The sequence below is a fragment of the Rhizobium etli 8C-3 genome, assembly GCF_001908375.1.
Taxonomy (GTDB): Bacteria; Pseudomonadota; Alphaproteobacteria; order Rhizobiales; family Rhizobiaceae; genus Rhizobium; species Rhizobium etli_B.
In genome coordinates this window covers 330,895-354,202 of sequence record NZ_CP017242.1, presented here as the reverse complement: position 1 = coordinate 354,202, position 23,308 = coordinate 330,895, and the positions used below count along the sequence as shown (strand labels likewise).

Below are 23,308 nucleotides of genomic sequence, written 5' to 3'. Positions count from 1 at the left end.
TTCCTTCAATCCGAGCTATTGGGCACGACAACGTTGCCGCTCTTCCGAAAGTCCGCTTTGCGGATCCAAGTCAGTCAGCTGCCGCGCACATCGTCTCCGTCTGTATTGAGATCGCTCTTGTGGCTATGATCTTTGAGATCGACGAGACAGGATCGCGACCGAGCTTCGCGGCGGTCTGGACCGCCACCCGGCACAGCTTCGGCAAATCGACGCCGGTTCGGATGCCCATGCCCTCCAGCATGAACACCAGTTCCTCGGTCGCCACGTTTCCGGTCGCTCCCTTTGCATAAGGGCATCCGCCGAGTCCGCCCACCGAAGCGTCGAACACGGTCACTCCCGCTTCCAGGCAGGCCAGAATGTTGGCGAGCGCCTGGCCATAGGTATTGTGCTCGTGAAGCGCGATCGCGCCAATCGGCACCTCTTCCTCCACCGCCCTTACCATGGCCACAGCCGCTCTCGGCGTCCCCACCCCAATCGTGTCACCCAGGGAGATTTCGTAGCAGCCGATGTCGTAAAGGCGGCTCGCCACACTGACGACGGATGAAAGCGGAATTTCCCCCTCATAAGGGCAGCCGAGGACGCAGGACACATAGCCGCGCACACGCATGCCAGCTTTGCGGGCACCATCGAGCACGGCTCTGAAACGTTCGAAGCTTTCATCGATGGAGCAGTTGATGTTCTTCTGGGAAAAACTCTCAGATGCCGAAGCGAAAATCGCTATCTCCTCGGCGCCTGCATCGCGCGCGGCTTCAAAACCCTTCAGGTTCGGCACGAGCATCGGCAGGTTTATCCCTTTTCGTTGGCCAAGCGACACAAAAACATCTCCAGATCCCGCCATCTGCGGCACCCATTTCGGCGACACGAAGCTGCCCGCTTCGATCGTGCGCAGACCGGCATCGATCAGGCCTTCGATCATCTGCACGCGATCCTCCACGCTGAGTGGGCGCGACTCGTTCTGCAGTCCGTCACGCGGGCCAACCTCTACAAGGCGAATACTATTCATTGGGGCCTCCACTTCTCATGCTGTTTTTGATTTCTTCGCGCAGAAAGGCGCAGAAGCGCGGATCGGCACCATAGGCGACGTTGACTCTCATCGCCGGTGGGACAAAAACGTCACGATCCGCATAGAACACGCTTGCCGGCGCTATGAAAATGTTGGCTTCCGCGGCGCGACGGCAGAAGGCGGTTTCGTCCAGAGCAAGTGGAAGCGGAACCCAGATGTAGAAGCCTGGCACCTTAGGAAGTTTCACTTCGAGGCCCACGTCGGAAAGAGCTTGCGCGGTCGCCTTGGCGCCATCTTCTATCCAGTTTCTCAGCCGCCTCAGGTTCTTGAGGTATTGCCCGCTTTCGATCATCTCGAGAACGACCCGCTCGACATGCAACGACGTTGCGACCATCGTGATCATCTTCAAATCGACGAGACTGCGGATCGTGTCGGGAGCGCCTGCGACGTAGCCGCAACGCAAGCTCGCCGACAACGTTTTAGAGAACGATCCGACATAGAGAACGCGCTGCTGCTGGCCGAAAGCGGCAAGCCGCGGCAGGGCCGGAGCGAGAAGATCGGCGAAGATGTCGTCCTCGACAAGGCGGAAGTCATGAACTTCGGCCATTTGCAGGAGCGTGAAGGCGTGCGCCGGTGACAGCGTACCGCCCGTCGGGTTATGCGCCTGGCTCTGCGTGAAGAATAGCTTCGGACGCTGGACAATCAGCTTCTGACGCAGATCTTCGAGGTCCGGACCGTCCTCAAGTCGGCGAATCCCGATGACGTTCGCCTTCGCGAGCCGTAGCTTCGCGTAGAGAGGATAGTAGCCCGGACTGTCGACGAAAACCGTGTCGCCAGCCTCGAGGAAATGGCGGATGATCAGGTCCAGACCGTGGTTGACACCGCTGGTTAGCATCACGCCGTCTGCCTCGGTCGTGATCGAGCGTTCCGCAAGCGACACCCGAAGCCACTCCCGTAGCGCAGCAAGCCCCCAGGAACTGCCATATCCGAAATCCACCTCGGCGGCGGTATTGCGGCTCGTGCGCAGAATGCGCCGCATATCCGCATCTTCGGTCCAGCTTGCTGGCGGCCGACCGTCACCGGGGCGCGTCTGGTAGTTCTGGTCGAGTTGCTCTCGCAGCAGCGACATAATGCTGGTGGCTTCCGTGACGTCCGGCCTTACCTTCGGCACCGGCGCCGGACGGTTCTCAGAGACGTAGTAACCCGATCCCTGCCGTGCGAAGGCAAGCCCGCGGGAGACAAGCCGGTCATAGGCTTCCGCCATGGTGTTCTTCGAGACGCCGAATTGCTCGGCCCCTCCCCTAACGGACGGAAGCTTCTGGCCAGCCTTATACAAGCCGGATGCGATCTGCCCACTCACTTGAGCGACGATGCTGTCCACTACTTTCATGGATCGTCCCACTTCTCACCTGGGACAGTGCCTGGAACAAACCGGTCAACTGTCCCTTGATTAGCCGACATATTGTGGGACAGTTAGCGACGACGCAAGCTTAGTGTTTTGGTTGGGAGTGAGCCATTGACAAAAAAGACAGTCACGTCGCGCATCGAGAATATGCGGAATCTGTCTCCTGCGGAGCGGTTGGAGCAGGTCGCGGCAGCTGCTCAGATAGATGATCAGGCACAAACCGTCCTTGGTGCGCCGGACGCCCTGCCTGTCGAACGCGCAAATGGCATGATCGAGAATGTCATCGGCACCTTCCAGCTCCCACTTGGCGTGGCGACCAACTTTCTGATCAACGGTCAGGACTACCTCGTGCCGATGGCCGTCGAGGAACCTTCCGTCGTTGCCGCGGCGTCCTATATGGCTCGCATCGTGCGCGGCTGCGGCGGGTTTCAGACATCGTCGACGGCACCAATCATGCGTGCGCAGGTTCAACTACTCGGGATAACGGATCCCTATGGCGCGCGGCTGGCCATCTTTGCCGCACGGGACGAAATCATATCGGCCGCGAATGCGAAGGACCCGGTCCTCGTCAAATTCGGGGGCGGATGCCGCGACATCGAGGTCCATGTTTTCCCGGCGACGTCCCGCGGCTCGATGGTCGTGCTCCATCTGCTGGTCGACGTCCGCGACGCTATGGGAGCGAATACCGTCAACACCATGGCGGAAGCGGTCGCACCGATCGTCGAGCGCATCACTGGCGGAGAAGTCCGGCTGCGCATCCTTTCCAATCTGGCGGACCTGCGTCTGGCGCGTGCCCATATCGAGGTGACCGAGGAAGCACTTGCCACCAGAGAGTTCTCCGGACGCCGGATGATCGAGGGCATTGTCGATGCTTACGAATTCGCCGCCGTCGATCCCTATCGCGCCGCCACCCACAATAAAGGGATCATGAATGGCGTCGATCCGGTTGTCGTGGCGACGGGCAACGACTGGCGGGCTATCGAAGCGGGTGCACATGCCTATGCCGCACGCTCGGGACGCTACACATCACTCTCGACGTGGGAAATCAGCGCCAAGGGAACGCTCGTCGGAACCATCGAAATGCCGATGACGCTTGGACTCGTCGGCGGAGCGACGAAGACGCATCCGGCGGCTCAGGCGGCACTACAGATCCTGAATGTCGGATCCGCGGTCGAGCTTGCCGAGGTGACCGTCGCAGTTGGACTTGCACAGAACATGGCAGCCCTTCGGGCGCTCGCCACCGAAGGCATCCAGCGCGGCCACATGGCGCTGCACGCCCGCAATATAGCAATCGGTGCCGGAGCCACGGGTAAGGAGATTGACACGGTCGCCCGCAGGCTTGCGGCGGATCATGACGTTCGCTCCGCGCGGGCTGAGGAAATACTTGCCGAATTGAGGAAATAACTGGAATTGGCGGTCCGCGAAGGAGGAGCTTCGCCCGTCGCCTGGCCACTTGGCCGGAACCTGGGAGGATATTGATGACAGATCAGAATGTTGCGCGTGCCGCGGGCGCGCATGGTCAGCTAGCCGAAGTGTGGGGAGACGTGGTCTCTCGCCCTCAGCTCGCCAAGGCCATGATCATGGGCGCCATATGGAGCCTGGCGGTGTATTTCGTCGCCCTTGCGACGGTCGCCCCCATGGCGGGTACGCCCGCCGTTGGCAAGGCGCTTGCCATGCTCGGGGGCATTGTCGGCTCCGTCGTCAGCGGAGCGATCTGCGCTCGCATCTTCCCGCCGAAGCGAACGGTGGTCGAGCAGGTTCAGACAGAGACCGCGTGGCAAGTCGAGGTGCTGGAACAGCTCGAGCAGGAGGGCGGCCCCATCGGCCGGGTGGAGGATCTTCCGCCTGTCGTGGTGCAGGAGATGCGCGAGGTCGGGCTCTACGACCTCTTCAAGAACTACGAAGATCGCCGCGGCGCAGGCAGGCAGGGGGAGTGACATGGACGGTCTGCTTTACGAAATAGTTCTCGCCCTCTCCCTCGGGCTGCTGGGCGCAATCCTGTTCTCCGCCATCGGCCTGATTTCGGGAACCGACGAGACGACGACCATCGCTCCGGTAACGCTTCTCGTCGTTCTTCTGGGAGCCCCGCCGGCGGCGGTATTTACCTTCTGGATGTGTGCGGCGATTTCCAAGCATATGACGCATGCAGTGCCGACTGCGCTTCTGGGCATTCCGGGGGACACCATGGCACTGCCACTTCTTCAGCAGGCCACCTCGCTTCGCAATCTGGGGGCACCGCATGTGGCGCTGCGCAAGATGCTGGCCGGGTCAGTGATTTCCGCGTTTATCGCCGTTCCGCTCGCAGTGCTGTTCGCCGTCATCCTGGCACCTTTCGGAACCTATATTACGGCGTCTGCTCCATGGCTCTTCATCGGTGCCGCACTCATCATCGCCTACTTCTCCGCTGGTCGTTGGGCCTCCGCGCTCGCGTTGATCCCTTTCACGCTTCTAATCGTCGCCCTGCAGGGGTTCACCGCTACGCACAATGTCAAGCTTGGAGTCAGTTATTTCCTTGGCATCGCAGTCGGTCCGCTCGTGGCAGAACTCTTCTCCGCAGCATCTCCGCTCGAGCGGAAACGCATGAACCGCAGCGTGTCGCGTCAGACGACGCTCGCGCCTGACGTCAAGAGCTGGGGCGGATATTTCCCAAACCCCTTCCGGGTGCTCGACAGGAGCCAGGTCGCGACGACGGCGGCAGCAGCCGCGATAACCAGCGCCACGTTCGTTTTCAGCCCCGTAGCCATTACCGTTATCGCAGGTGAAATCGTCGGAGCGCGCATCAAACAGGCGTATCATCGGCTGACGTCCGTCCTGGCCGTCCGAAACGGTGTCACGGAATCAACCTATATCGCCGAGGCCCTGATCCCGCTCATCGCATTCGGCCTGCCACTCAGCCCGGTTGCCGCAGGCCCCGCCGCGCCGCTCTTCAACGCTCCGCCCCGCTTCACGGTCGATACGGCGACCGGGGTCGTCAATAACCTGCACACGATGATGTCGGTTTCCGAGTTCCTGATCTGGGGCCTGATTTCAGTGGTCATCGCCGCGGCCATCGCCTACCCCTTCGCAATGAACCACGCCCGCAGCGCGGCAGCGTTCGTGGCCAAATACATCAGCCACGAAGCCATCATCGCGACCTTCGTTGGCCTCATCCTCGTCATCGGCCTCTGGGAGGGCGGTGTGCTCGCACTGCTTGTCATCGTTACCGTGGGCCTCCTCGGCGGTCTTCTCTATCGGGTGCTCGGCATGAACACCGGTGTGCAGTTCATGGGCTATTACGCCGCGATCCTGAGTGTTCCGGCAATCCTGAAGCTGATCGGCGGCTGATCCAGCCGGTCGGCTGCATCGAGGAAAGGGAGGAAAATGAAAAAAGTGCTGCGAATGCTGAGTTTGAGTGCGACGCCGATCCTGATCGGCGCTGCCGCTCAGGCCGCCGACGACGGAAATACGCTTCCGTCTCTCGAAATTCCGAAGAAGCTGCAGAGCGCGTTACCGCTGCCGATGGCGGAGACCGATCTGCCGTCGGTCTAGGCGAAGGAGTATTTCACGGCTTCCGACAAGGGACTGCAACTGGAATGCCCGACGTTTGATGCGCGGGGCGATCTGATGTTTCTGCGAAGTCTTCGGTGGAACAGTATTTCGCTTGACGCCGGACAAGCAGTTGTCAAGCGTCGTGCCGCTTCAAGATTCTCGATCGTTTAGTGAGATTCGGCGCGATGATCATCTCGACGCATCGTCTTCTACCTTCACCACTAGAATGCTTGCGGCCGAAAACCTCCATGCCCGAACTCGCAAACAACTTGCCTGGTCCAACATCGCCGCACGGCTGGCACACTATTGTCATGGAACCGAACGGACCAGATTGCGACGGTGCTAGTTTCGCGCGCGAGGTCTTTATGGAAGCTGCTGGGGAATCGCCCTTAGCCGCTATTTTTCGAACTCCGTCCGCCAAAAGGTGGCGATCGTCCAGTATGCTCCATTGCCAAGCATGAGGCTCCAAAGTTGAAGGCCGACCACTGGCGAGCAGTCGGCCCTTCAAACAGTTTTTGGCACTCGGCAATCAGGCAGCTATGTGTTGCTTCTCTTCCCTGTCCACGAACTCGATACGGAGCGTTTTGCCGAACACGGCCGCTGCCCTGCACAGGGTGTGCATCGAGATGCTCGTGTTCACCGGATCAAGCAAGCGATTCACCTGCGTCCGGCTCGTTTTCATCGCATCCGCGAATTCCGACTTTGACATTCCACGCTTGGCGATGTTCTGTTCCATTTGCCAAGCAATAACTCGTTTGATGGCGAGTTCATCAACTTCGTTAAGGATGCCCTCTTCTTCCAAGAAGCTCTCAAAGCTCGAACCAATTGGGCTAATCAGGTCATCTTCGCTCATTTTTTTCGCTCCTTTTTCTTCTTCAGTTGCTCAAGTCTTCGTTCGGATTCTCGTTTCCTATCCCGTGCAGTATCGACGTCGACTTTCGGTGGCACCTGGTCTTTCTTTATGATCCCGTGTAAAAGGATCATTCGCGATCCTTCCATGTAGAAGAACACCCTTGCGATTTTATCACTGAGACTGGTTCTAACCTCCCAAAGGCCGTCGCCAAAGCTATCGCAAGTTGGCATCCCCAAAGGCCATCCATACTCAGTCGTTCGAACATCGGTCGATATCGCTTTGCGCTCGTCAAACGTCATGGTTTTAAGCCATTCTCGAACAGGTTCCTTGCCTCTCGGCGTCTGATAGAATTCCGCGACGATTGTCTTCTTGGGCCGATCGACTACTTTCTTCATAACGAGGTGTACCAAAAATGGTTCATCGGAACAAGCCTTTTCTTTTGCAATCCGTACAAAGCAGTGGGAAGCTGCCGTTGAGATGAACTTTGATTCACGCCAGCGCACTCCGGCGGCAGGCCGATCGGTTCAGGTCGTCCATCATTCACTCTTTCGAAGCTTGAGCCGTACCCGGCGACGCCCGTGTGGCGACTGGTGGCTGCAGCTTCTTTCCCGCTGGCTGCCCGGTGACTTTTGCCGCTTTGCCGCCTGCTCCGGCAGAAAACGAAGAGGTAGTGTCCTTATGAGGATGAGAGGTCAACTGCCACGTGCAGTTCCGGAATGGGAACCTGTCCAAGGGAAGAAAATTGCCTGTATCTCTTCGGCGCCATGTCCGCAGGCAATGAGCGGCATTTGCGGAAATCCTGGTGCGTACCCGCAGCGCTGACCGGAGATAACCTGTCCGCCGCACTCCTCGATGACCAGGAGTCCTGCGGCGTGGTCCCACGGCTTCGCCATGGGCGAGAGGATGAAGTCGACGGAGCCGAGGGCCATCATGCGATATTCATGGCATGAACAGCGCAAAGCGGAGACGCGGTTGATTTTCTGGAAACAGGCGGCGATGCCGGCCTGCTGCTCTTTTGGAAACAGGAACAGCGGCACAACCCCATGACTTTCACCGAGCGGTTTGCGGGACGGTCCAGGGCAGCGGACTGGCGCCTTCCCCGGCCGGCAATACCAAGCCCCCCTGCCGCGCTCGGCCACGATCCAGTCATCCATTACCGGATCGTAGAGTAGGCCGAAGACCGTCTCGCCGCGGATCGTGACGGCTAGTATGACGCCGAACACGGCCAGTCCGTTTGCGAAATTCCAGGTGCCATCCACAGGATCGACGATGACTGCCATTTCAGCGGTTGCCAGTTCATCGAGGAGGCCGGGCGTCTCGAACGCGGCTTCCTCTCCCACGACCAGCGCCGCGGGCAGAAGAACTCGGACAGCATCGGTAATTGCGCGCTCGGCAGCCCGGTCGGCCTCCGTCACCAGATCGTCGGGCGCCGACTTGGTATCTATCGCCCCCGGCCGCAGGTTACGGAAACGCGGCATGATCTCACGCCTTGCGGTGTCGCGCACCGCGTCGATCAAGCCATCAATGATGACTTGGGGAAGGAAAGCTTTCATGGTCGACGATCACCTGAACAGACGGATGGGCGTGTAATGATGCATGGTTTCGAAGTGGCAGAACTCGACTGGTCCGAGCTCGATCTCACCAAGCCGGTCACGGAATCGATTTGACAGTTCCATGCTGAAAGCCGTGATTTCGCTCGCAAGCGTTTCGGATACAAATTCGAGCTGATACGCATAGGAAATGTGGAAGACGTATTCGTCGAACCCCGCCTGCGGGATGCGGGCCGCATCGCGTATGGCCTTGCGAACCGACCGAAGCTTTTTTTCTTCGCCGTCGTCGGCCCCCGCGATGGTCAGGCTGCTACCCGCGAAAAGATCGATGAAACGGACACGAAACGACGATGGAAGCCTCAGATCGGCGGTGCGCTTAAGAAGCTCCGCACTGATGGTGTCTCGCGTCGCACCCGCAGACACGTCCTGCGGCCAGCCGTCTCCCTGCCTGCACGCCGCCGTGACTCCCTGCAATATCGTCATGTGGAAACTCGACGGTGGCAGGAAGGTGAAGAACCGATTGAACTCGCTGCGTTTGGCTGTTTCCTGCATCTCGCGAATTGCGGCAAATGCGTCAGACGCCGAATCGAGGTGGCAGATGAACGTGTTGCCGGGCCAAGTCTGGACCGTCCCATCCGACCAGAACTTGCCCGCAGTTCCCGGCAGGACGATTCCATTCGGTCGGGCGACGTTGTAGAGCATGCCGGTGAGATGGGCAACGGCGTCAGGTCGAAGTGATTGCATCAGGCGATTTCTCCAATCGGTTCATGATGGTGGAATGGCGTCGGCCTCAGTTCTCGAAGCGCCGACCTGTTTGACTGTCGAAGAGATGAAGATGCTGCGAAGGCAGTCTCAGGCGCAGTTCGGCTGCGGGTGCCACGGTGTTTGCCCCGAGCGACGTGGAAAACACCGCCTTCTGGCCAGACAGGAAGTTAACCGAGAAGACGGCATGCGACCCGAGATCCTCGTGATGACGAACGACGGCCGGTATGCCGTCATCGTCAGCGATTATCTTTTCCGGCCGTATGCCGACGACCACCTCGCCCTTGTGGCCATGTCGCGCGATCGCGGTTCCATCAAGCAACCGCAGCATCTGACCGTCGCCTGAGGCAGCGAACAGGTTCATTGCCGGCGATCCGATAAAGCCGGCGACGAACGTCGAGCAGGGCCGATTGTAAAGCTCATGCGGCGGCGCGAACTGCTCGATGCGACCGGCATTCAGCAGCATAACCCGGTCCGCGAGCGTCATCGCCTCGACTTGGTCATGGGTCACGAAGATGCTGGTCGCTCCGATCCGGCGATGCAATTGCGCCAGTTCCATGCGGGTGTCGTATCGCAGCTTCGCATCGAGGTTGGAAAGGGGCTCGTCGAACAGAAGCACCTTCGGCTCCCTGACAATGGCGCGGGCGATCGCGACGCGCTGCCTCTGGCCCCCGGAAAGTTCCGAGGGCCGTCGTTCGAGGAAGTCGCCGAGGTTGACCGTCCTCGCTGCGGCCTCGATGCGTTTTCGACGTTCGGGAACGGGCACGCCGGCCACCTTCAGCGCATAGCCGATGTTGTCCGCCACACTCATATGCGGATAGAGGGCATAGTTCTGAAACACCATGGCGCAACCGCGATCCTTCGGCTCCCTGTCCTGCACCTCTTGCCCATCGACCAGTATGCGGCCCCCGCTCAAGCGTTCGAGACCCGCGATCACGTTGAGCAGCGTCGATTTTCCGCACCCCGAGGAACCGAGGACCACGATGAACTCGCGCTCCGCGATCGAGGCTGACAGGTTGCGGATAACGTCCGTCGAGCCAAAGCGCTTGGAAAGTCCGTCGAGTACGATTGCATTCTTCGTCACGGTCATTTCTCCGAAAGATTCATGCCCCGGACGATTAGCCCTTGCAGCGCCGCGATCAGGACGACAGGCAGGAAAGATACGAAGAGCGCGCCTGCCATCAGCACAGGAACGTCCGGCGTCCTGTCGGGCTCGTAGGTCGAAAGCTTCGCCAGGCCGACGATTGCGGTCTGCGCGTCCGGGGTGGTAGCCGCGACAAGGGGCCAGAGATAGCTCGTCCAGGCGCCGATGAACCAGAACAGGAATGTCGCGACCAGTGGCGTACGCGAGAGCGGCAGCAGGATGTCTATCATAAAGCGGATCGGCCCGGCCCCGTCCATGGCGGCGGCGCGAGACAGATCCTTCGGCAAGGACAGGAAGAACTGCCGATAGACAAAGACGGAGGTACTCGCAGTTGCGATCGGCGCCGCAATCCCGACATAGCTGCCCAGCAGGTTCCACTCGATATAGGGCCGCGTGCCCGTCATGCGCTCGGCTACCCAGCCGAGCCCAGTCAGATCGAGAATCCAGTTCAGCGGCATCGCGATGTTAGAGACGATCTGGTAGGTGGTGATCACGATCAGCTCCAGCGGCAGCATCACCGTGGCGACGGTGAGCGCGAAGATCACCTTGTTCCACCGCGATTCGAAGAAAACCAGTGCAAAGGTCGCCGTGAAGGCGAACGAGCATTTGACGCCCGCCACGAGGATTGCGACGACGACAGAGTTCAGCAATTGCTGTGGTAGCCGGGTCTCGGTGACGATGTGGCCGAGGTTATTGATGAAGCTGCCGCCGATGGTGATGCTGATGCCACCATTGGCGATGAACTGCTCGAATGATTGCGTCGCCGTGACTATGGCGACGGCCACCGGTCCGAGGATGAACACGATCCCAAAGAGCAGAACGACTGTCGCCACACGGTTGATGCTTGATGTTCCATCGATCATGGCGCTACCGTTCGTATCTCACGCGCTTCTCAAGCCGGAACTGTAGAAGCACCATCGCGATCACGAAAATCATCAGGAGGACGGTCTGGGTCGCCGCGCCCGATAGGTCATAGGCCACGAACCCGTCTTTGTAGATCTTGTAGATCAGGAATGTGGTGGAGCCACCCGGACCGCCCTGCGTCATTGTGTCGATCAGCCCGAACACATCAACGAGCGTGCCGACGAATTCCAGCACGAAAGCGAGAAACAGCTGCGGCGTGATCAAGGGGATCTGGATGTCGAGAATGCGCCGCCATGGCCCGGCGCCATCGACCGCGGCCGCCTTGATTAGCGTGTCGGGCAGGGACTGCAGCCCGGCCAGAAGGATGATGAAATTAAACGGCAGTCCGTGCCAGACCTGCGCCACCACCAGCATCAGAAATGCCTGCGTTCCGTCCATTCGCGGGTTCCACACGCCTGGAAACAGAGTGCTCAGCGGCGCAAGAAGGCCGAGATGCGGATTGAAGATGAAGGTGAACACCACCCCGATCGATGCGCCGGCGATCGCCTTCGGCCAGAGGATGATGTTGCGCGCCGCGCCGCTGAGCCGCAGGTCTCGATCCGCCGCAAGCGCCAGTATCAGGGCAATGGCGACGCCGAAGCCGGCGGCCAGCAGCATGAAGATCCCCGAAAGGTGGAGCGCTGACCAGAATGTCGTGTCGCCGAGCAGTCGGGCGTAGTTGGCAAAGCCGATGAATTCCGATCCGCCTCCGAATGGCCGCTCGAGAAAGAACGACCAGAAGAAGGCGAGCCCGACCGGAACATAGAAGAAGAGGCCGATCAGGAAGATAATGGGGGACACAAGCAAGGCATAGTGCCACCCCGAGGTGTAATAGGTCTGTTTCATGGCAATTCGCTTGTTGAGACCTTCGGCAGCAAATGGCGAAGGGCTTTTCAGGGGAGCGTCACATTGCTGTAGGTCTTCTCAAAGCGACGCAGGAGCTCGTTGCCCCTGGCGACGGCAAGATCAAGAGCTTGCGACATCGACTGATCGCCGGCAAAGGCCTTTTGCGTTTCTTCCTGGAAGATCTCGCGGAACTGCATGTAGAAGCCGAGACGTATACCGCGGCTGTCGTCCGTGGATTCGGCGCTTAGCGACCGGACCCCCGCATCGACCGTGGCGAATTCGGTTTCCCTGGTCTTGTCGGATGATTGTAACAATTCGAGCGCGGACCGCGTTACCGGAAGATTGCCTGTGGCGCGGGTGAATTCGATCTGTTGATCGTCCCTGCGAATAAAGTCGAGGAACGCCCGGGCAGCTTCGATCCTGTCCTCGTCATGCCCCTTCATTAGCCAGATCGAGGCCCCGCCGATAAGCGTGTTGTAGCGTTTGTGTCCCTCGTACATCGGTGCTTGGGCAACCATGACCTTGTCGCCCAGCGCTTTGAAGGCATCGACATAGAGACCGCTGGACGCTTCCATAAGTGCGCACTCGCCGGAATTGAAGGCCGCTGTGTATTTGCCTGTCCGGGTATCCTGGTCTAGCTTGACGAGACCCTCCTGCCGCCATCTGAGCAGGTTTTCGAGGTGTTCGGCTATCAGACCTCTGTTGAACGTGTATTCGGCGTCGAGGCCGTCATATCCGTTGTGCCTGGATGCAATCGGCACGCTATGGCGCGCGGCGACCTGCTCCAAGACACGCCAGGGATGGCCGTCCGTCGTGATAGGGCATTCGACCCCGGCATCCTTAAGCTTGCGGGCAACGGCCGCAAGCTCCTCATAGGTCTCCGGTAGCTTGTCGATCCGAGCTTTTGCAAGAAGCTCGGCATTGCCGTAGAAGACCAGCGTCGTACCATTGTAGGGCTGGGAGTAGAGCTCCCCCTTGGAAGTCGCATAGAACGACCGGGCGCCAGCCAGGTAATCTTTCCAGTTCACTTCGGGCATGGCCTGCTCGACCGGCACGACCGCGTCCGACAGCATGAGATCGAGCGTGCCGGCGTCGAAGAACTGGATCAGCACCGGGTGCTTGCCAGATCTGTAGGCCGCGATTGCCTTCTGCATTGTAGGCTCGTAACCGCCCTGTCCGACGCAGGTAACGCTGTGCGCCTGCTGCGCGGCGTTGAAGGCGCCGCAGGCAGCCACGATGGCTTTTTCGGCGGTCCCGATGTTGCCATACCAGAACTCGATGTCGGCAGCAGAGGCTGCGCAGGGAGACACCAGCAAGGCCAGCATCGATATGGAGGCACGGAACGGCATTGTTATTCCCTCGCGTTACAATTTGACATTACGGGAATTATTACAACATCGTTGTGACATCTCCATGACGGTTAGATCGGATTTTGCAGGAAATTTTCGTGCGGTCGTTATAAAATGCGTTATATGGTCCTGCATTAAACAACCAGATTGTTGAAATCTCGATGATCCCGCAACGCCCTCTCAAGCCAATCATGCGGCGCTTCATGCGCCTCCACTCAGATGAGTCCATTGCCTCCGGCAACGAACGCCTGATCCTGCGTGAACTCTGGAAACAGCCTTTGATCTCCAGGGCCGAACTCGCCTCGCGCCTGCCCTACACACAGCAAGCGCTGCATAAGACGATCGATAATCTTTCCGCGCGCGGCATTGTCAGTCTAGGCCCGCCGAAGCCGGCGGCCGGCCGAGGGCAGCCCAGTCCCACCCTGTCGCTGAGCGAAGACTGGGCGTTTACGATCGGTATATCCGTCAATACGGACCAGATCGGCGTTACCGTCATGCGGCTTTCAGGCCGGCACGAAACAGCCGAGATAGACATCGTCGGCAAGACGCGCGACGCCTCGCTGGATCAGGTCTCGGCGCTTATTGAAAAGATGCTCCGGGAACACGGGCTCGATCGGGCCAATCTTCTGGGCGTGGGTTTTGCCATCGCCGGCTATCGTGTCGAGGGAACGGCATTCAACGCACCCATACCCCTGCAGGACTGGTCGCTGATCCAGCTCGAGCCGCTGCTGAGCAGCCGCCTGGATGCGCCTGTCTGGACGGAGAACGCTGCCAACACCGCAGCGATCTGCGAAGCCATGCTGGGCGTCGGGCGCCATGTGCCGGACTTCTGCTATCTGTCTTTCAACTATGGCTTCGGCGGCGCTTTGATCATCGCCGGCGAACTCGTCACAGGCTCGTTTGGAAATGCGGGCGAATTCAGCGGCATTTATGAGGAACACGAGGACAATCGCCGCCCCGCGCTGCAGAACCTAATCCGCCACCTGGCACAACACGGCATTCACCTGTCTTCCGTCGGACATCTGCGAAAGAGCTTCGATCCGTCCTGGGAAGGCGTTGCAGAATGGGTGGAGGATGTCCTTCCCGTCTACAACCGGATCATCAATGCGATTTGCTCTATTATTGATCCGCAAGCCATCGTTTTCGGCGGACAAATTCCGCCCAGGCTGGCGGAGATGTTCGTCACCGGGACAAAGATTGCGCACGTTCCCCGCTACGGGGTAAGCCGGCCGATCGCCAAGCTCATCGTCTCGGATCTTTCCGGCAATCCTTCGGCGATCGGCGCTGCTGCTCTGCCTTTCAAGGCGACTCTGCTTTAGAAGCAGGGGCGGGATAGGGCGCGCGCTTCAAATGGACAAAGTAACAATTGAACATCTGCACAATTACCCGAACATCCGAACTTTACACTTCCCTATATCCTGCAAAATCCAATTTCGCGCCAGCCCGATCCGGATACGAGCCTTGGCGTGTTGCGGCAATTTCGCGAGCCCGAGGTGGCGTCCAGTGAAGCGGAGACACGTCATCACCCATGTCACCTCTCTCGCAAAGGGGGCGCAGCTCCAGGCAACCGCACCAAGCCCTCATCCGGACCTCCCCGCTTCCTTGCGCTGCTTGCAAGGCAGCCAGAACTATAAGAAGGCGCCCCCCGCCCTGCCTGCCTGATGTTCCGTTCTTTCCTCCTCAACCGCATCCCCTTGTTCCCTAGTCTCTCTGCACTCTTTTCTCTCTCTCGATTATGGCGCACCCCGCTGAAGACGTTGATCCCCTTTCGGCTCTTTCCCATCAACCCGAGACTGTCCAACCCACCGGCTTCGGCGCGGCCTGGGCCAAGCAGTTGAGCTTCTGGCGGCAGCAACCTCAATTCCTCAAAGGGGTTTTCACCAGAAACTTCTTCCTCGAATGGTGGGAAGGAAGCAGTCTCAAGGAGGACATCTCCTCCTTCAACGATGACCACCTTTTTCAGGAAAGTGCTGAGGGACGTTTGGCCCTGACAAACAGTCTTGCTGCGGTTCGCAAGCCAACGGGCCGGAACGATCCATCTGTTGGAGAAGCTGATGGCAGGGTCATGCAGATCGTTGCCACCCTGCCCGAAGACATCAGGGACGCCTTGGACTGCCACGGCTCCAAGGCCGTCCACGAACTTCAAAGCTTCGAAAACGGCATCTCAATTCCCTTTCGCATCCTGGCATTTCTCATTCTCTTCACCTCTCTCGCCGCGCCCGTCATTCCCGGCGTCTTTCAGCAAGAATGGGTTTTTGTCGTCGGCGCCTTGACTGCGGTCCCTCGCTCGCTCTGCATGATAGTGCTCGCCGTAGTCTACGGCTCTGCCACGTGGGACCTCAACGTTCACGTCTGGAAGTTCAGGTTTCTTCAGAACCTGCCCCCTGGAATGGTTCTATGCCTGTTCTTCTCCGACGCGGTCCGCTCCCGGCGGCACGAGATCTGGCTACAATTTCTGCTGACGATGCTTTCCGCAACCATACTCTTCGGCGTGACAGGCGCGCCGCGCTACCTGAACCATCGCTCTCTCGCCCGCATCCTTGCGAAGTCGGTCGAGATCGATGATGCGCAAAAGGCTACCCTGCGCACTTACGGAGAGCGTATCAACCAAAACCTGGAGAACCTGCTGTTGCAGCGCGACGGGGTGAAATGCAGCGCGATGACAATGAGGAAATATGATCTGGTTGTCGAGCATCTCGGGTGCCTGCAACGGATTGTCGCACATTGCGCTCCCCCTCTCCCTGAACATGCTGCTCCGCAGGAGATGTACGCGCGAAGCAGCAAGCGTGTCTATCCGATCATCGTTTTCCTATTCATGCTTGCCCAGATTGGTTTCTTTCACAACCAGCTTGCGGTCATTATGGATCAGGTCAGCAAACTATCCTGGGTCATTTCCGAGCAGATGCGGGACGTTCGCAATGGCCTGATCTCGCCAAGGTCTCTAGCTTCGAAAACCTCCGTGCTCGTTATCGGTTCGATTCCGTCGTTTCTCGTCATGGGAATTTCCAATCTCGTGACGGAAGGACAGTTCCTCGAACCGATGGGAAACAGGGTTGCCGTGGGAGTGCCACTTGCGTTCATCAAGTCTGTGTTCTCGAACGACATCGTACCTGTGCTGGTCTGGCTTTACGAGGTGTCGGGCGCATCGCTGACGGTTTACATCATCTGGTTTCCATTTTTCTGGCTATGGTCGTGCGTGAAGCGATAGGTGTGCTATTCTTGATCTTCGTATGGATTGGTTGCGTGGGAATGGCTGAGCGCCTCTCAGGTTAGGGAGCGAGCTGAAGGTCTTGTGAGGATTGTGTTTGTCTTTTGCGAAAAAATCTCCACTCCATTGTACATTAGCGTGTTGTAGAAAAGGGGAGGCTCAAAACTTGAATAGATTTGGGTAGGCGAGAGCGCAGTTGGCGTGAGCCGAAAAAATCACTCGTCCCGAGGCATCCGTGACAGACAGTCGATTGGCCGTAGGATGAAGATGTATCTCCGCATATAGCCTGAGCGCCGCGGTGATGGTGCGGCGTGGAATGAGCCCGTGCTCCAATAGCCGTCAACCTAACGTGGCCAGTTGAAGCGCCAACCCTGCAGCCAAGGCCCCAACTATGCCGTGGCGCTCGTATCTGCAAGCCCTGTGTCATCCTTCGACACGTAAGCGCGCCGCCACCTGATGACGCAAGCCGATTTCGCAAGCGGCACAGCGCTTTGTTTTCAGGGTCAAACCGCATGCCCATCTTTTTCTGCTTCCCGACCCCTCCGTCCATTCCCTCCCTGATCGAGCCGTGCCGTCATCTATAAAACCCGCTTCCCTCGCGCCTGAACTCACCTTCTTCATCCTACCCTCTAGGATCAACAAAACATCTCTTTGTCCGGTCCAATGCACAAATGGCCCCGCCAGTCAAATCCACCGCCAAGGTTGACCCCATCAAGGGAAACGAAGGCCTGCTGAAGGCACTCCGTACCCAATCCGAACTCACGATCAACTTGAGGGATATTCATGTCCCGACGTTCCCCTTTCCATCTCCAGAGATCGAGGAGCGTTACAAGACATGGCGCGCGGTAAGATTGCCAGGCCAGATGTTCGTTTCAAGCTAACTGGCTACATAGGAGCTGGAAGCGAACCCGAACTGCATCCCAGTCTCAGAGAGCCGCTGGCGTCCCACCGACATCGAGTTGCAGGTCCCCAAGGGTTTAACGATCGCTGACATTTTTTCCGAACGCACCATCGGTGAGGGGCTGGACGCAATCACGGCTAAATCTCGGCCTCAATATGCAGCCCACCGCGGAGTTTACGAACCTGCCCTTCATCCCGAGAACACGACAGGAGCGTTCTTCATAGCCTTCCTGTTGAGCGCCCTGCTCGCCGAACCGGATGTCATGCAACTTTCCCGGCAGCATGGAGAGGCGACGACTTTTGTCCTCAGTCATGACGAGACCGCAGAGCGCACGATCGGACTGGCCAAGCGGTGGAGCGAGCTCACGCCGGAAGAGGTCATCGGTCGCCCGATCATCGTCAAGGAAATCGTAGATGGTGAATTCACCGACCGTTTTCACCTAACCGACGAATGGGTAGGCATGCGCTCCCCCCTCGGTATCCACGGAACTAACTGGTTTCACAGTTGCCCGACGTTTTCTGGATGATGGAAATGCTTCAGAATTCGTTCGCAGCCCTTCACAGACCAAAACTTCCAGCGTTCCTCCCAGACCTGAAAAATGATGATATCGCGCCATTCATCGCGCAGCTCAGCCATCGGCCTCACCTGTTGCCGCACACCATCGTGGAGTTTTACCCTTACACGATCCCAGACGCAGACGTTCTTTGGCGGAAAATTCAGGATGAGGATCCGTCCGACAACGTGAACGAGGTCAAGCTCCTACCTGTCGTGCGCGTCGGGCCGATCATCAAAAACGCTGCCAAGCGCGCCGAGAAGGAACGAGCCCCGCCAGTCACCAGAACCTATCACAACCTCGTCAAAAGCGGCATTGCCTGGGCAGACGGTTTCCTCGCTCATCCTTCTCTCACTACCTTCGCGCTTGGAATGCCCATCTACACAACCGGAATACGCTACGATCCCGCCAATGACACGGCGGTAGACGTGCAGGGGAAGCCGGTAGTGGACCCCGTCCTGCTGGGCGCCATGCGGGACGATGCCGCGACGATTGAAATCTTTCACGACCTCAGTCGTCGTAATCGGGGTATCGTGTTCAGAGGACTTATACGAGGGCCGGATGTCTGCGAGGGTGAAATATATTACAAGTTCAGGTTTGAGGGCAACGGTTTGGATCCATGGGGTAAACTCCGCGACCTGTGCAAGGATCAGGCCACCGTCGGCCAGCTTCAGCAAGAGGGCTTCGTGTTTCCCTTGGTCGTTGCGGACAGGTGCTGGGATGCGATCTCCTATGACGCTCACATCGACGAGAAGGGAAAGCCGACCTACAAAGTCATGACCCATGAATATCCCTTGAACGAGCTTCAGCCGCCCCATAAGGGGTAGTCGGGTGTGTTCATGGATTTGGCGGTAGACCTGCTGAGGAAGGCTGCATACGCGGGAGGAATTGAAACAGGGTTTTCTTTGTCGGGTTGCCTTTTTACCACATAAAAAACCGGTTACGGGTGGCGCCGTGACCGGACATGAAATCAATAGTCAGGGAACAGAAAATGGCCTGGTGCCCCAAAAAAATATAATACTTGCGGTTCCCGAAACATTGCTTTCCGTAAACATGTAATCCAGATAATCTGTCGTGAGGATGGTCACGGTATTTTAGAGTAGAACAAAGGATCATGGAAATTTCGGAGACGGTCTTAGGTACAATTGATAATCTAAATTCCTAAGCCTGTTGTTCAGGTTGTGCTTTGCCAAAGAGAAAAAAGAATAGTCCCCCGGCATCCTCCTCCGGGTAGCAAAGATCCTCGTCGTCGTCTCTGGTCACAGGCAGCCTCTGCCTGTCAGCGTCAGGTCGCGTTGTAGTGTTTGGCGGCCGATCTGCCCCATAAACAATGGTCGTGTTGTTGCCGTAAACCGCAATTTGGGCGTTCACTTGCTGCGCACGCGGATCCTGCTCGTCGGCTCTGGAAGGCGGCGGCGGATGACGAACCGTCAACCTTCGTGCGCATTGGCAGTATCCGAGGCCTCCGGCGGCGCAATAGGTGCATGTCGCCTCAGAAATTAGAGAACCTGCGGCAGGAAAACCCGTGTACATCGCATCGGGCCACTGATCGAGATAGTGATGATGACGAGTTTGTTGTCTAGCGTGCCATTCTCGATATGCTGCATGGTATGCGGACAGGGGCGGCCCGGTATAGCGAGGATGAAAGGGATTATTTTGATCGTCATTCTCCGTGAGGATGGAGGGCGTTGGCGACCTGGTCGGACTGTTGAGTTGGGATACAGTCTCTGCCGCATCCTCAGCGGAATTAACTTCAGTTGGAGAGTTTTCGATTGTGACAGGCGGATCACGCGGCCTGGAAGTATTGGCTTCGTAACGATCCACGGACATTGTGAAAGTTGATGAAACGATGCGATTTAGCTGGCAGAGATTTCGGCGAGACGAGGTGGAGGTATCCATTTAATAGTGGTGGCCGCCGATAAATCGCTCAGCTGACATAGCACGTCAGCTTACGGGCGCTAAGCTGTGCATCATGCGGCCTGGGAGTGAAACGTGTAGTCAAGCCAGGGGTTGCATGTCAGCTGCCGGATGATCTCGGGACATTTCCTCCGGCCTGAAGGACTGGCGGCGAATTCACACCCGATACGACCGCTGCGCTCATGCCTTCTTCTCAAGCATATGCATTGCAGCAATCGTCATCTTCTGGCTCTGACTTAACGAGTTCCGAACCTAAATTCAGCACCGATAAAGACGACTGTAGTTATCGAAAGCTTTTTCGGAAAGCCGTGTGCATGCACTCCCTCGAGCGAAGCGACGGGAAGGCGAAGCCGAAAAAGCTGGAAGATAACTACAGTCGTCTTTATCCTGCCATCGAAACGGATTTTCATGGCATCCGACGGCCAAGCCACTATTTGGGAGCAAGCCGCGGCAAGTGCTGTTGTTGTTTTTATGCCCGGGACCGAACGGCAATTGTCGCCCCAAGGGATCAGCATGTTCGCCTTGCATGATTATTTCCCCATGCTTGGCGCGTTCTTTCCAGAGCGCGACCGGCTTGGGAGGCTGGAGGGGCAATACGATCCCTTTGACGTGTCCATGACCCGGGAACCCGATTGTTCGGCCGGTAACGACGTGACAGCCACTTCGTGCCGTTGTAGGAGCACGACGTGAAGCGCGGGCGCCGACACGTGACATCAGGCGGCGACAAGTGAAGGTTACAACAGCCATGTCGTCGACGCAGCTGCGATATCAACATCACGCTGGCGACGGCGAGCGAGGCGGACAGGCTCGATGGGAGACGCTGATCCAGCGTTGCTCGCCTTCAGGCGCGGAGGGCCGCGGGTCGGCCCGATGCTGCCGGTGCCTACGCCTGATGAAGAAGATCTCCGCCGTATTGTCCTGGAGCGTAAGGTCTTGATGGAGGAGCGTATCCGGCAAGGCGCTGCTCCTTCTGGGGCATGAGATGCGTCTGCCCTGACGCAGGAGCTGGACACCTCGCGCGGCTTGGGCGTCGAGCGGGGAGGTGAAATGTTGCTCGGTTTGCCGAGGCTTTTCAGCGGAAGGCCGGGTGGCGCATAAAGGCCCTTTTCGTAGTCGATCTCGGCGGGCACCACGAGTTCGGTAGCGATCTCGTCGGGGATTGGGCGCAGTAAATGCCAGAGTTTGCTGTTTTCACCGCCCACTGAGCGAGAAGGAACTCCGGGATGTAGTGATGCTTTACCGGGGTAAATCCGTCGTCTAATAGCGAGATTTGCAAGCGCCTTTTGGGTGCAGAAGGCTGTTTGCCGAGAGCATGGTCGTCGACGCGGCCGACATGGGTTGCCGCATTATGGTGCTTCGCGGGACGGTCCTTCCAATGTATGTCTCGCACGCTCCGAGCAAACTCGTGGTGGAACGGTCTTAACGGAATGGACCAGCCTCGGTCACGGCAGGGACGCCTCTTCACGCCATAGGCGTTACGGAGCTCGAGAGTTAGATGGTGGCTGTCGCCCTGTTGAAGAGCTCACCGGAGCGCAGCATCGCATGCATGATGACGGCGAGTTTGCGGGCGACAGCGACCGCGGAGCGTTTGAAGCCAATCTTCTCGCGTAGTTTTATACCCCATCTACGCAGATCGCTGTCGGCCCGGCTGCGGGTCAGGATCACCACCGCCGCTTCGTAGAGAAGCGAACGCACATGAGTGTCACCGCGTCGGGAGATATGGCCGTCATAATCTACTTCGCCTGACTGATAGCGCCGCGTCGTCAGCCCCAGCCATGCGCCTACCGAGCGCGATCGCTTGAAGTTCGCGGGATCCTCGACGGCAGTTAGGTAGGCAGTAGCTGTGATCGCGCCAACGCCGGGGATCGACATCAGCAACTGACATTGCTGGTTTCTACGTGCTTCGGCGAGGAGCTGCTTCCCCAACCTAGCCACCTGGAGGCGCAGACTACGCCACGCTTCGACTAAGGGCAGGATTATCCTCGAAAGGCCGGCGTTGTCGGCCAGGAGGGAGCGAACATGCACCTCAGACTTGCCACCCATACTGCACGGAACGATAAGGCCGAACGTTTTCATCAATCCTCGAGCCGGTTCGCCAGATCCAGTGTCGTTCGCATGAGTTTCGTGCGAGCCGCGACCAATGTCCGAGAAAGCATGCTGTCGAAGGACTTTACTCGGACTTCGCGGAAGAAACCGACTCCGCTAGGTGCGCGAGCCCATCGGCGTCATTGGCATCGGTTTTGTTGGCGGCCATGTCGAGCGCCGCCTTGGCATGACGGGCACCGACGCAAATGGCCGGAGGAGGACGAGCCGTGGCAGATTATAGAGAAGCTTTTGTCGGAATCGATGTTGCCAAGCTGAAGAATGCAATTGCGATTGCTGAATCTGGCCGGAACGGAGAGATCCGTTATGTCGGCGAGGTTGAGGGATCGGATGCCAGCATGCGCCGCATTATCCAGCGTATAGCCGCAAAGTTTGATCACGTGCATTTCTGCTACGAGGCCAGCCCCACGGCTTACGGCCTCCACCGGCTCATCAAGTCGCTGGGCCATGACTGCATGGTTGTCGCTCCGTCGCTGATCCCGAGAAAGCCTGGTGACCGCGTCAAGACGACCGTCGAGATGCTCTTGTGCTCGAGCTGCTGCTGTTGAGACATTGCGGATTCACCGGCAACAAGTAAGCGCCTTCATGCTCAAGCATGGTCGCATATCCACGCAAGAAGGGCTGGACAATGCGATACCTGCGCTGGCTTCAGGAGCAGCAGTTCGATCATCCGGCACATCAGATAGCACTGCAGGAAATGGTCGAGGCGGTACGCGTCTCGAAAGAGCGCGTCGAACGATTGGAGAAGGTGATCGAGGAGTTCGTCCCGAACTGGTCTCTCGCCTCTGTTGTTCGAGCGCTCCAGACCCTGCGAGGTGTGGATCTGATTGTCGCCGTCACCTTCGCAGGGAAGTCGGTGACGTGACCCGATTTGAAAGCCCTCGCCAACTGATGGGGTATCTCGGTTTGGTTCCGGGTGAGCGATCCACGGGCGAGACGGTCAGACGGGGCGCAATCACCAAGGCTGATAACGGTCGAGTCCGGCACATGCTGGTCGAGAGCGCATGGACCTATAGGCATCCGCCGAGGGTCGGCACAAGGAAACTCTACCCCATGGAGCGGGGCTCCATCGAAAGTTCGAGAGATCGCATGGAAGGCTCAGAGTCGACTGACAGCTCGCTATCGCATGTTGGCTGGACGGGGGAAACTCGGGATTTTCGACATAGGCGTTCATCGCAGCCCAGCCTGCGGCCACATAAGGAAGGAGGCCGCCGAGTTCTTCTCCGACACGTAGCCGCACCGAGCCTGAGAGGTCCGTTCCGACATTGGCGGCGCCGAACGAA

At 58.4% G+C, this 23,308-nt stretch carries 19 protein-coding genes and 3 pseudogenes; 10 read left to right on the top strand and 12 right to left on the bottom strand.

The genetic code is table 11. The annotated features are described in order from the left end of the window. Positions 1-70 precede the first annotated feature (70 nt). Both AM571_RS22095 and AM571_RS22090 read right to left on the bottom strand, forming a co-directional pair. Complete coding sequence (locus AM571_RS22095; protein WP_074063622.1) at positions 71-1,003, bottom strand: hydroxymethylglutaryl-CoA lyase; 933 nt, start codon at positions 1,001-1,003, stop codon at positions 71-73. Further along, complete coding sequence (locus AM571_RS22090; RefSeq protein ID WP_074063621.1) at positions 996-2,393, bottom strand: PLP-dependent aminotransferase family protein; 1,398 nt, start codon at positions 2,391-2,393, stop codon at positions 996-998. The genes AM571_RS22095 and AM571_RS22090 overlap by 8 nt, the downstream gene beginning before the upstream one ends. A gap of 126 nt (positions 2,394-2,519) precedes the next feature. On the opposite strand from AM571_RS22090, the gene AM571_RS22085 reads away from it, so the two are divergent. The 4 genes from AM571_RS22085 to AM571_RS36475 all read left to right on the top strand — a co-directional run bounded on the left by AM571_RS22085 (position 2,520) and on the right by AM571_RS36475 (position 5,936). Next, a complete protein-coding gene (locus tag AM571_RS22085) occupies positions 2,520-3,812 on the top strand; it encodes a hydroxymethylglutaryl-CoA reductase, degradative (protein ID WP_257788694.1) in 1,293 nt (430 codons plus the stop codon). 74 nt (positions 3,813-3,886) lie between these two features. After that, positions 3,887-4,345 carry a hypothetical protein gene (locus tag AM571_RS22080; protein WP_074063619.1) on the top strand — a complete coding sequence of 153 codons (459 nt, stop codon included), beginning with the start codon at positions 3,887-3,889 and terminating at the stop codon, positions 4,343-4,345. 1 nt (position 4,346) lies between these two features. Further along, positions 4,347-5,732 (top strand): tripartite tricarboxylate transporter permease, encoded by a 1,386-nt coding sequence (locus tag AM571_RS22075; RefSeq protein WP_074063618.1) that lies wholly within the window; start codon positions 4,347-4,349, stop codon positions 5,730-5,732. A 36-nt stretch (positions 5,733-5,768) separates the two neighbouring features. Then, entirely contained in the window at positions 5,769-5,936 is a 168-nt protein-coding gene (locus AM571_RS36475) for a hypothetical protein (protein ID WP_155774517.1), read from the top strand. A 529-nt stretch (positions 5,937-6,465) separates the two neighbouring features. Here the strand turns inward: AM571_RS36475 and AM571_RS22070 are convergent. The 8 genes from AM571_RS22070 to AM571_RS22035 all read right to left on the bottom strand — a co-directional run bounded on the left by AM571_RS22070 (position 6,466) and on the right by AM571_RS22035 (position 13,343). Then, complete coding sequence (locus AM571_RS22070) at positions 6,466-6,789, bottom strand: XRE family transcriptional regulator (protein ID WP_074063617.1); 324 nt, start codon at positions 6,787-6,789, stop codon at positions 6,466-6,468. Next, positions 6,786-7,184: a type II toxin-antitoxin system RelE/ParE family toxin gene (locus AM571_RS22065; protein ID WP_074063616.1), complete on the bottom strand. Its 399-nt coding sequence runs from the start codon at positions 7,182-7,184 to the stop codon at positions 6,786-6,788. Before AM571_RS22065 ends, AM571_RS22070 begins: the two co-directional genes overlap by 4 nt. 297 nt (positions 7,185-7,481) lie before the next feature. Then, positions 7,482-8,342 carry an inositol monophosphatase family protein gene (locus tag AM571_RS22060; RefSeq protein ID WP_074063615.1) on the bottom strand — a complete coding sequence of 287 codons (861 nt, stop codon included), beginning with the start codon at positions 8,340-8,342 and terminating at the stop codon, positions 7,482-7,484. Between the two features lie 9 nt (positions 8,343-8,351). After that, positions 8,352-9,083 (bottom strand): DUF1868 domain-containing protein, encoded by a 732-nt coding sequence (locus AM571_RS22055; RefSeq protein WP_074063614.1) that lies wholly within the window; start codon positions 9,081-9,083, stop codon positions 8,352-8,354. 46 nt (positions 9,084-9,129) lie between these two features. After that, entirely contained in the window at positions 9,130-10,191 is a 1,062-nt protein-coding gene (locus AM571_RS22050; RefSeq protein WP_074063613.1) for an ABC transporter ATP-binding protein, read from the bottom strand. Next, entirely contained in the window at positions 10,188-11,108 is a 921-nt protein-coding gene (locus AM571_RS22045) for a carbohydrate ABC transporter permease (RefSeq protein WP_074063612.1), read from the bottom strand. The genes AM571_RS22050 and AM571_RS22045 overlap by 4 nt, the downstream gene beginning before the upstream one ends. A 4-nt stretch (positions 11,109-11,112) precedes the next feature. Next, positions 11,113-12,000, bottom strand: coding sequence for a carbohydrate ABC transporter permease (locus AM571_RS22040; RefSeq protein ID WP_420493388.1), 888 nt, complete (start codon positions 11,998-12,000; stop codon positions 11,113-11,115). 41 nt (positions 12,001-12,041) lie between these two features. Then, a complete protein-coding gene (locus AM571_RS22035) occupies positions 12,042-13,343 on the bottom strand; it encodes an extracellular solute-binding protein (protein WP_074063610.1) in 1,302 nt (433 codons plus the stop codon). 161 nt (positions 13,344-13,504) lie between these two features. On the opposite strand from AM571_RS22035, the gene AM571_RS22030 reads away from it, so the two are divergent. The 3 genes from AM571_RS22030 to AM571_RS22015 all read left to right on the top strand — a co-directional run bounded on the left by AM571_RS22030 (position 13,505) and on the right by AM571_RS22015 (position 17,978). Next, positions 13,505-14,662 (top strand): ROK family transcriptional regulator, encoded by a 1,158-nt coding sequence (locus tag AM571_RS22030; protein ID WP_237358580.1) that lies wholly within the window; start codon positions 13,505-13,507, stop codon positions 14,660-14,662. 416 nt (positions 14,663-15,078) lie between these two features. Beyond that, a complete protein-coding gene (locus tag AM571_RS22025; protein WP_074063608.1) occupies positions 15,079-16,551 on the top strand; it encodes a hypothetical protein in 1,473 nt (490 codons plus the stop codon). Positions 16,552-17,510: 959 nt separating this feature from the next. Then, positions 17,511-17,978, top strand: coding sequence for a hypothetical protein (locus AM571_RS22015; protein ID WP_074063606.1), 468 nt, complete (start codon positions 17,511-17,513; stop codon positions 17,976-17,978). Here the strand turns inward: AM571_RS22015 and AM571_RS36470 are convergent. Beyond that, positions 17,951-18,088 (bottom strand): hypothetical protein, encoded by a 138-nt coding sequence (locus AM571_RS36470; RefSeq protein WP_155774516.1) that lies wholly within the window; start codon positions 18,086-18,088, stop codon positions 17,951-17,953. The two genes, AM571_RS22015 and AM571_RS36470, sit on opposite strands and share 28 nt — an antisense overlap. A gap of 27 nt (positions 18,089-18,115) precedes the next feature. On the opposite strand from AM571_RS36470, the gene AM571_RS22010 reads away from it, so the two are divergent. Continuing rightward, positions 18,116-18,832 (top strand): hypothetical protein, encoded by a 717-nt coding sequence (locus tag AM571_RS22010; RefSeq protein WP_155774515.1) that lies wholly within the window; start codon positions 18,116-18,118, stop codon positions 18,830-18,832. A 1,226-nt stretch (positions 18,833-20,058) separates the two neighbouring features. Beyond that, positions 20,059-20,157, top strand: a pseudogene (locus AM571_RS36465) (IS5/IS1182 family transposase); the annotation flags it as partial. Positions 20,158-21,413: 1,256 nt separating this feature from the next. Here the strand turns inward: AM571_RS36465 and AM571_RS22000 are convergent. Then, a pseudogene (locus AM571_RS22000) lies at positions 21,414-22,221 on the bottom strand (IS110 family transposase); the annotation flags it as partial. On the opposite strand from AM571_RS22000, the pseudogene AM571_RS21995 reads away from it, so the two are divergent. Then, positions 22,214-23,259: pseudogene (locus AM571_RS21995) on the top strand (IS110 family transposase). The pseudogenes AM571_RS22000 and AM571_RS21995 overlap by 8 nt on opposite strands. Positions 23,260-23,308: the final 49 nt, after the last annotated feature.